Origin of the sequence: Arenimonas sp. (assembly GCF_044348765.1) — a bacterium.
GTDB lineage: Bacteria > Pseudomonadota > Gammaproteobacteria > Xanthomonadales > Xanthomonadaceae > Arenimonas.
In genome coordinates this window covers 1-8,042 of sequence record NZ_JBIKSE010000054.1, presented here as the reverse complement: position 1 = coordinate 8,042, position 8,042 = coordinate 1, and the positions used below count along the sequence as shown (strand labels likewise).

At 56.9% G+C, this 8,042-nt stretch carries 10 protein-coding genes; 8 read left to right on the top strand and 2 right to left on the bottom strand.

Annotated elements, in window-relative coordinates:
* On the top strand, positions 1–473 hold a 473-nt coding region (locus tag ACIQ0Q_RS07965; RefSeq protein ID WP_395772407.1), incomplete at its 5' end, for a hypothetical protein.
* Between the two features lie 42 nt (positions 474–515).
* Here ACIQ0Q_RS07965 and fdxA read toward each other — a convergent pair.
* Positions 516–839 carry a ferredoxin FdxA gene (gene fdxA, locus ACIQ0Q_RS07960; RefSeq protein ID WP_395772406.1) on the bottom strand — a complete coding sequence of 108 codons (324 nt, stop codon included), beginning with the start codon at positions 837–839 and terminating at the stop codon, positions 516–518.
* Between the two features lie 89 nt (positions 840–928).
* On the opposite strand from fdxA, the gene pcnB reads away from it, so the two are divergent.
* The 5 genes from pcnB to pgi are packed head-to-tail and all read left to right on the top strand — an operon-like array spanning position 929 to position 5,986.
* Positions 929–2,266: a polynucleotide adenylyltransferase PcnB gene (gene pcnB, locus ACIQ0Q_RS07955; protein ID WP_395772405.1), complete on the top strand. Its 1,338-nt coding sequence runs from the start codon at positions 929–931 to the stop codon at positions 2,264–2,266.
* Between the two features lie 6 nt (positions 2,267–2,272).
* Positions 2,273–2,791 (top strand): 2-amino-4-hydroxy-6-hydroxymethyldihydropteridine diphosphokinase, encoded by a 519-nt coding sequence (gene folK, locus ACIQ0Q_RS07950; RefSeq protein WP_395772404.1) that lies wholly within the window; start codon positions 2,273–2,275, stop codon positions 2,789–2,791.
* Entirely contained in the window at positions 2,772–3,602 is an 831-nt protein-coding gene (gene panB / locus ACIQ0Q_RS07945) for a 3-methyl-2-oxobutanoate hydroxymethyltransferase (protein WP_395772403.1), read from the top strand. Before folK ends, panB begins: the two co-directional genes overlap by 20 nt.
* Positions 3,599–4,450, top strand: a complete 852-nt coding sequence (gene panC / locus ACIQ0Q_RS07940; protein ID WP_395772402.1) for a pantoate--beta-alanine ligase — start codon at positions 3,599–3,601, stop codon at positions 4,448–4,450. The genes panB and panC overlap by 4 nt, the downstream gene beginning before the upstream one ends.
* A 15-nt stretch (positions 4,451–4,465) precedes the next feature.
* Positions 4,466–5,986 carry a glucose-6-phosphate isomerase gene (gene pgi, locus ACIQ0Q_RS07935; RefSeq protein WP_395772401.1) on the top strand — a complete coding sequence of 507 codons (1,521 nt, stop codon included), beginning with the start codon at positions 4,466–4,468 and terminating at the stop codon, positions 5,984–5,986.
* Here the strand turns inward: pgi and queG are convergent.
* On the bottom strand, positions 5,976–7,034 hold the full coding sequence (gene queG / locus ACIQ0Q_RS07930) for a tRNA epoxyqueuosine(34) reductase QueG (protein WP_395772400.1): 1,059 nt from the start codon (positions 7,032–7,034) through the stop codon (positions 5,976–5,978). The genes pgi and queG overlap by 11 nt on opposite strands.
* Before the next feature lie 20 nt (positions 7,035–7,054).
* Here queG and tsaE point away from each other — a divergent pair, with 20 nt between their 5' ends.
* Together tsaE and ACIQ0Q_RS07920 are read left to right on the top strand one after the other, a co-directional pair.
* The gene (gene tsaE, locus ACIQ0Q_RS07925; protein ID WP_395772399.1) at positions 7,055–7,558 is read left to right on the top strand and encodes a tRNA (adenosine(37)-N6)-threonylcarbamoyltransferase complex ATPase subunit type 1 TsaE; all 504 of its coding nucleotides are present in this window, start codon (positions 7,055–7,057) and stop codon (positions 7,556–7,558) included.
* A gap of 75 nt (positions 7,559–7,633) precedes the next feature.
* Positions 7,634–8,042 (top strand): AMIN domain-containing protein (locus tag ACIQ0Q_RS07920; protein ID WP_395772398.1); only part of this gene is annotated, 409 nt, incomplete at its 3' end.

Sequence of the window (8,042 nt, the reverse complement as noted above, 5' to 3'; positions counted from 1 at the left end):
GTGCGCGTGCCGCGCTTCTGGCTCTGTTTCCCGCGCTGCTGCTTCAGGGCTGTGGCTGGCACTTGTTCAGCAAAAAATCCGAATATGAGGGCGTCGAGCTGACCAAGCCCCTGCTTGTTCCTCCCGGCCTGAGCAAGCCTGATGATCGTGAGGCCTTGAAGATTCCGCCCAAGAGTGCAGTTGGTATCAATGCCGTTTCGAGCGAGATTGTTCGCAGCATCAATGTCAGCACCGATGTGGCATCGACCTGGAAGCGGGTCGGTACCGCTCTGGGGCAAATCGAAGGCGCTGAGATCATCAGCGCGGTTGAAGGAATTTCCAGTTACGAAGTGAGCTTCGGCGGCGAGACCATGCTGGTTTCGGTTCAGAACAACGCCGGGAAATCGCGCATCGTCGCCCTTGGGCCGGATGGTGCGGGTAATGATAGTGCGGCTTCGGGACAGCTTCTGGCTCAGCTCAAACAGAAACTCTGAGCAATGGCCCATATTGAAAAGAGCGCCTAACGGCGCTCTTTTTCATTTCTGCAGGAACTGGAATTTATCGGCCTTGCCGTCCCATTCGGCGGCATCCGGCATTGGTTCGCTGCGGGTGGTGATGACCGGCCAGTGCGCGGCCAGTTCGGCATTCAAAGATACGAAATGTTCCTGGCCTGCCGGCACGTCATCTTCTGGGAAAATTGCCTTAGCCGGGCATTCTGGCTCGCACAGGGTGCAATCGATGCATTCGACCGGATCGATGACTAGAAAATTAGGGCCCTCATGGAAACAGTCGACTGGACAGACTTCGACGCAGTCGGTGTATTTGCAGCGGATGCAGTTTTCGGTCACGACAAATGGCATAAATCACCTAATGAGAGTGAAAACCCTTAAAATGGCTGATCTGCCAAAGGGTTTGCGTTCGTGATTATTTTACTGCATTTGGGAGCGCCATGAGCGACCGCCAAGGATCCGGTGATGAAACGGTCATCGCCCGTGCCGACCATGGTGTTTCGCGTAAGGACATCAGTCCAAATGCCCTTCGGGTGCTTTACAAACTCCGTGATGCCGGCTTCGAGGCTTATATTGTCGGCGGCGCCGTCCGTGACCTTCTGATCGGCGGACACCCCAAGGACTTCGATGTCGCCACCAATGCCACTCCGGACCAGGTGCGTGCGCAATTTCGCAATTGCCGCCTGATTGGCCGGCGCTTCCGTTTGGCACATATCATGTTCGGCCAGGAAATTATCGAAGTCGCGACCTTCCGCGCGTCCGGGGACGATGATACGGCAGCGGGCGACCGTCAAGTGCATGAAGAGGGACATCTAATTCGTGATAACGTCTATGGCACGCTCGAGGAGGATGCTTTCCGCCGCGATTTCACCGCCAATGCCCTGTACTACACGGTCGAAGATTTCAGCGTGCGCGATATCGTTGGCGGCTATGCCGATGTGCAAGCCCGGGTGCTCCGCCTGATTGGCGATCCGGTTACACGGTACCGTGAAGACCCGGTAAGGATGCTAAGAGCCGTGAGATTGGCTGCCAAGCTCGACTTCAGCATCCATGCCAGTGCTGCCGAGCCGATTCCGGAATTGGCCGGTTTGCTGGCCAGTTCGTCATCGGCCCGATTATTCGATGAATGCCTGAAGATTTTTCTGGCCGGCAGCGCCGAAAAGAGTTTCCTGCTTCTGGAGCGTTTCGGCCTGCTTGATATCCTTTTTCCCGACACCGCCAAAGCCCTGCAGACCAATCGTACCGGAACATTGCGCGATATGCTTCTGGAGTCCCTGCGTCAGACCGATGCCCGTGTCAATGCCGATAAATCGGTCGCACCCGGGTTCTTGTTTGCGTGTCTGTTGTGGCCGGCTTACTGCCGTGAGCTGGCCATCCTGCAAAACTCCGGCGCTGAATTGAGCGTGGCGCAGCAGCGTGCGGCCGATCGTGTGACCTTACGTCAGCTAGAGCGCGTCGCCATTCCGCGCCGGTTTTCTTTGCCGATGCATGAAATCTGGCAATTACAGACCCGCTTCAATCAGCGCACCCGCAAGCGGGTATTCCGTCTGCTGGCACATCCGCGTTTCCGTGCCGCCTTCGATTTTCTGGCCCTGCGCGCCACTGGTATTCCCGAGCTGGCCGAGGAGCTGCAGTTCTGGGAACAGGCGCAGAACATGGCGCCTGAACAGCTGGCGCAGAGTATTCCAGGCCAAAGCAAGCCAAGTAACGGTGAAAGTGCCCATGTGCCACCGAAGCGCCGTCGCCGTCGAAGCAAACCGAAAAGCACTGACGGATAAGTCCCAATGGCTACACGCGTATTCATCGGATTGGGTGGCAATCAGGGCGATGTCGTTGCCGCATTTCATTCGGCTTCAGCCGCACTAGCAGGTTTGCCAAAGACTCGGGTCACTGCCATATCCAGCCTGTATGCGAGTCCGCCCTGGGGGGGTGTGGTACAGGATGACTACATCAACGCGGTGGTGGAAATCGATACCGCATTGCCGGCCGAAGCTTTGCTGGAGGCACTGCTAGCGATCGAGCGTGCCCATGGTAGGGACCGCGGCACCGGCCTGCGCTGGGGCCCTCGTCTGTTGGACTGCGATATCCTGCTTTATGGCGATGTGAAGATCGATACCCCGCAGCTTCAGATTCCGCATCCGCGCATGGCGGAAAGAGCTTTCGTTTTGATCCCTTTGGCAGAAATCGCTCCCGAACTGACAGTTCCGGGTTTAGGTGCTTTAATGCCCCTGATGAGCCGTGTATCCGAACAACCCATCCGCCGCATTGCTCAAGGAATAGCGCATGTATATCAACCCCAATGATCCATCCAGTCGCCCTGCTGTGACTGTTCCCGATCTGCGTCGGATGAAAACAGCGGGAGAGAAAATCGCCAGCCTGACGGCTTACGATGCCAGTTTCGCACGAGCCATGGATGCGGCAGGCATCGATATTGTTTTGGTCGGCGATTCGCTCGGCATGGTGGTTCATGGAAGCACTAATACCGTGTCTGTTGTATTGGAAAACATGGTCTATCACAGTCGCTGCGTGGCCAAGGGCCTGAGCTCGGCATTGTTGATTGCCGACATGCCATTTCAAACCTACGCGTCGCCTAGTCGTGCATTGGATGCCGCCACCGCTCTGTTGGCTGAGGGCATGGCCAGCATGGTCAAGCTTGAGGGTTCCGGCTTCGTACTGGATGCCATTGACCACCTGACCACGCGTGAAATCCCCGTATGTGCGCATTTAGGTATGACGCCGCAGTCTGTGCTGCGTATGGGCGGTTTCAAGGTCCAGGGCAGGGGGTCAGAAGCGGCAAATAGCTTGCTGGCACAGGCCCAACAGGTCGAGGCTGCCGGTGCGCAGTTGCTGGTGCTTGAGTGTGTTCCTTCCGTATTGGCAGCCAAAATCACCCGTAGTATCAATATTCCCACAATCGGCATCGGTGCCGGCCTCGATTGCGACGGACAGATTCTGGTGTCCTACGATGCGCTAGGAATCAATTCTGGTCATCGGCGTCCGCGTTTCGTTAAAGACTTTCTGAAAGGTCGTGATTCAATTGAAGCAGCATTCCGGGCCTATGTTTCCGAAGTCAAAAGCGGAGAATTTCCTAAAACCGAGCATGGCTATAATTGATGCAGACCTACCGGGATCTCGCTACGCTGCGTATATGCATCGACAATTGGAAGCAGGAAGGCCGACGCATAGGCTTGGTGCCGACTATGGGCAATCTGCATGCCGGACATTATGCGCTGGTGGAATTGGCGCTTCAGCATTGCGATGCGGTCGTGGTGAGCATATTCGTGAACCCGACCCAGTTTGGTCCAAACGAGGACTATGCCCGCTACCCGCGTACCGAACAGCGCGATGCCGAGGGCTTGGCCGAAGCGGGTGCCGCGGCCCTATTTCTGCCATCTGTCGATGCCATGTATCCCTTTGGTGTCATGGGTTGCGTGCAGATGCACGTACCCGGCATCACCGACATCCTGTGCGGAGCGCATCGCCCGGGGCATTTCAATGGCGTGGCAACGGTGGTAGCCCGCCTGTTCAATATGATTCAGCCCAATTGTGCCGTTTTTGGGAATAAGGATTATCAGCAGCTGCAGGTTATCCGTTATATGGCCGAAGAACTCAGTTTCCCGGTCGACATCATATCGGCGCCGACACTGCGTGAAACCTCTGGACTGGCCATGAGCTCCCGCAATCAGTATCTTTCGGAAGGTGAGCGCGAGGCTGCGACGGCCATCTACCGGGCACTCTGCACCATGCGGGCGTCTTGTATCGCCGGAACGCCGGCGGCACAGATCGAACGAGAGGCTGAAACGGAACTGCAGGCACTGGGCTTCACCGTTGACTACGCAGAAGTCCGCTCAGCCATGCTGGCAAAGGAAAGCCGTGCAGTAGACAAAAAGCGGGTGGCATTGATTGCCGCTTTTCTAGGACGCACCCGTTTGATCGACAATCTTGAATTTGAAATCCTCTGAATAAGGAATCATCACATGTGGAATGAACAAGACTGGCAGGCATTAGCGGGGCATGCGCAGCGTTGCCGGCAACAGTCAATCAGTGCGCTGATTGCTGCCGAACCGGGCAGGCAAACAGCATTCGCACGGCGGCTGGGGCCACTGTACTGCAGCTTCGCCCGTCAGCATCTGGATGCTGAGGCCCTGGCCGATATGCAACAGCGCCTGCAGGAGTCCGGCATCCAGGCGGAAGTCCGGCAGCTGTTCGACGGTGTACGTATCAACCGCAGCGAAGACAGAGCGGTGCTGCATACCGCACTGCGCAGCAACCTGGGTGACAGCCCGGAGTCGCGTGCCGCGTATGCCGCGGCGCAAGCCGTGCTCGAAACCATGAGTCGTCTGGCAGGCCGCCTGAAAGATCAGGGTATTACCGATATTCTTAGTGTCGGTATCGGTGGATCCGATCTTGGCCCACGCTTGGTCCTCAATGCACTGTCGGAATTCGGTGATAGCGGCTTCAGAGTTCATTTCCTCAGTTCGGCCGATGGCATGTATCTTGACCGCTATACCACTGTGCTCGATCCCCAGAAAACCGCGGTATTGTTAGTCAGTAAAAGCTTCGGGACCCAGGAAACCCTGATTAACGGGGCTGTGCTGAAAGCCTGGGCAGGAGATTCCGAACGCATTTTCGCCATTACCGCCAGCGCATCCCGCGCGGCGGCTTTCGATGTGCCGCCAAACAATATCCTGCCGATCTGGGATTGGGTCGGTGGTCGCTTCTCGGTCTGGTCGGCGGTAGCATTTCCGGTGGTCCTCGGTTTGGGTATGCCGGTTTTCCGTGAATTCCTGCGGGGTGCGGCCGATATGGATGCACATTTCATCAATGCGCCGATGACTGACAACCTGGTGTATTGGCAGGCGCTGATGTCGGTCTGGAACCGCAACGGCATGGGTTATGGCACGCAGGGCATTATTCCCTATGATGAGCGGCTGGAGTTGCTGCCGGCACATCTGCAGCAGGTGATTATGGAGAGTCTGGGCAAGTCGGTGACCCTCGACGGTGCCGACTGTTTGCAGGCCACAAGTCCTGTCCTGATGGGTGCCAGCGGTAACCCCAGCCAGCACAGCTTCTTCCAGTACCTGCAGCAGGGTATCGGAACGGTACCTCTGGACATTATCGGCGTCGTTATCTCCGGTCATAGCCAGCCGACCAATCATCATTTCATCCTTGCCAACCTGTTGGCACAGGCCGAATCGCTAGCTAATGGGCAACCCAGCGAGGATCCCCAGCGCCGTTATCCGGGCAACCGTCCGTCCACGGTCATGCTGCTCGACGAGCTCACGCCTTATGCTCTCGGGTTGCTGCTGGCTCTCTATGAGCACAGCGTGTTCGTTCAGTCCCGGATCTGGGGCATCAATGCATTCGATCAATGGGGTGTTGAACTCGGCAAGCAGATTGCCACCGGATTGATGCCCTGCGTCGAAGGCGATCAATCAGATCTGTCGAATCTGGATCCGATCACGCGGGAACTGCTCGGGGTGATGCTCAAATCTTGAGTTTCGCCGTAAGCTGTTGTAGTGCCCACTGTGCGTGTTCGCGGATCACGGGGTCGTCGTGATTGCATTTTTCACGGAGGGCATCCATGTGTTCCGAGCTCGGTTCAGCATTGCCGATTGCGACCGCGAGGTTGCGCAGCCAGTTGATGTAGCCGGTACGTCGGATGGCTGAGCCTTCCGTGCGTCGCAGGAATTCGGCTTCGGACCAAGCGAATAAGTCCAGAAGGCTAGCCTCATCCAGACGATTACGAGCGGTGAAGTCGGGCTCGGCATGGACTTTGGCGAATTTATTCCAGGGGCAGACCAACTGGCAATCATCGCAGCCAAAGATGCGGTTGCCGATGGCCTTGCGGAACTCCTCGGGAATGCTGCCTTGATGTTCGATGGTCAGATAGCTGATGCAACGCCGGGCATCCAGACGGTTCGGCGCAATAATAGCGGCGGTCGGACAGATGTCGATGCAACGCGTGCATGTTCCACAATACCCCTGCGGCGCCAGTGAGGTTCCTGGCAGATCCAGATCGGTATAGATTTCGCCCAGGAAGAACCAAGAGCCTTCATCTTTGTCGATCAGGCAGGTGTGTTTGCCGATCCAGCCCAGACCGGCATTGCGTGCCAGTGCCCGTTCCAGTGACGGCGCCGAATCTACGAGCACCCGGTAGCCAAAGAAGCCGATTTCAGATTCGATGAATTGGGCCAGCTGTTTCAGGCGTTGCCGCATCAGCTTGTGGTAGTCGCGGCCAAGGGCATAGCGTGCCACGTAGGCTTTGTCCGAACTGGCCAGAGTCGTCCAGGCCTGCTCGGGATCGGTTCCGTAGTCCATCCGCACGGAAATCACCGAAAGCGTACCCGGCTGCAGGAGTTCCGGTTGTGCCCGCATGTCGCCGTGACGTGCCATATAGGCCATCTGGCCGTGCTGTCCTTTGGCCAACCAGTCCTGCAAGTGGGCCTGGTCGGCATCCAGTCTGGCTTCGGCGATGCCGAAACCGGTGAAGCCGAGCGTTCGGCTGTGTGTCTTGATTTTATCCAGCAATGCCGTGCAATCCATGCACTCAGTATAATGCCAGCATGACCCGTCCGGACTCCGCCACCATCCGCCTGCAAAGCCCGTGCCCTGAGACCACGGCGGCCATCGCTGAACATATGGCTACGCATTGCCCGGATGCAGCCGTGGTTTATCTTGAGGGTGATCTTGGCGCAGGGAAATCCGTGTTTGCCCGGGCATTTTTACAGGCATTGGGCGTTTCTGGCTCAATCAAAAGTCCGACCTACACCCTTATCGAGTCCTATGCCATACCGGACGGCCGGGATGCCGTGCACATGGATCTTTACCGCATTGCTGACCCAGATGAGCTGGATTATCTGGCGCTGGACGGAATTTTTGAACGACTGCGGGTGATGTTGGTGGAGTGGCCGCAACGCGGAGCAGGATGGTTGCCAGCCGCTGATGTGACAGTAGCTCTTGCCATGGAAGGAGAGGGGCGGACTCTGGATGTCCGTGCCAACAGCGAGCGTGGCGATAAATGGCTGCAGTCGCTTGGATCAGGGCATTCCTGCGCTACAAAGATTTGAACGGGAGTTAAACTGTGTATTCGCTGTGTATAATAAAATCTTGATTTAACTCAGTTACGGTGCTTGAATTCCAGAATGAGTATTTACCTGAATACACTGTTGGGCCTGGCCTTATCGGCATGTGCAGGAATCGTTTCCGCGTCATCCGCCACCCAAGTGTCACAAATCATCCTGCTTCAGGACGATGCCGCGACCCGCGTTTTCGTTGAAATCAGCCAGCAAAGCACCTACAAAGCCTTTTTATTAAAAGGACCGGACAGGGCGGTATTGGATATCGAAGGCGCCGAGTTCGGAGCGCAGTTCAAACTTCCCGGAGCAAACGGAGCGGTCCTGGCCGTGCGGCAGGGCAAAACCCCGACCGGTCTGCGTGTGGTATTCGACCTGGCTCAAGCTGCCAAACTCAGTGATCGAGTGGACGTGTCCGGGGCCAAACCACGCCTCGTTTTGGAAATCATGCCGGCCAGCCCAGATCAGGTATCCCGGG

Excerpts from the sequence above, each read along its gene's own strand:
- pgi (WP_395772401.1), top strand. The coding sequence starts at position 4,466 with ATGTGGAATGAACAAGACTGGCAGGCATTAGCGGGGCATGCGCAGCGT.
- panB (WP_395772403.1), top strand. The coding sequence starts at position 2,772 with ATGTATATCAACCCCAATGATCCATCCAGTCGCCCTGCTGTGACTGTT.
- queG (WP_395772400.1), bottom strand. The coding sequence starts at position 7,034 with ATGGATTGCACGGCATTGCTGGATAAAATCAAGACACACAGCCGAACG.
- pcnB (WP_395772405.1), top strand. The coding sequence starts at position 929 with ATGAGCGACCGCCAAGGATCCGGTGATGAAACGGTCATCGCCCGTGCC.
- tsaE (WP_395772399.1), top strand. The coding sequence starts at position 7,055 with ATGACCCGTCCGGACTCCGCCACCATCCGCCTGCAAAGCCCGTGCCCT.
- fdxA (WP_395772406.1), bottom strand. The coding sequence starts at position 839 with ATGCCATTTGTCGTGACCGAAAACTGCATCCGCTGCAAATACACCGAC.
- folK (WP_395772404.1), top strand. The coding sequence starts at position 2,273 with ATGGCTACACGCGTATTCATCGGATTGGGTGGCAATCAGGGCGATGTC.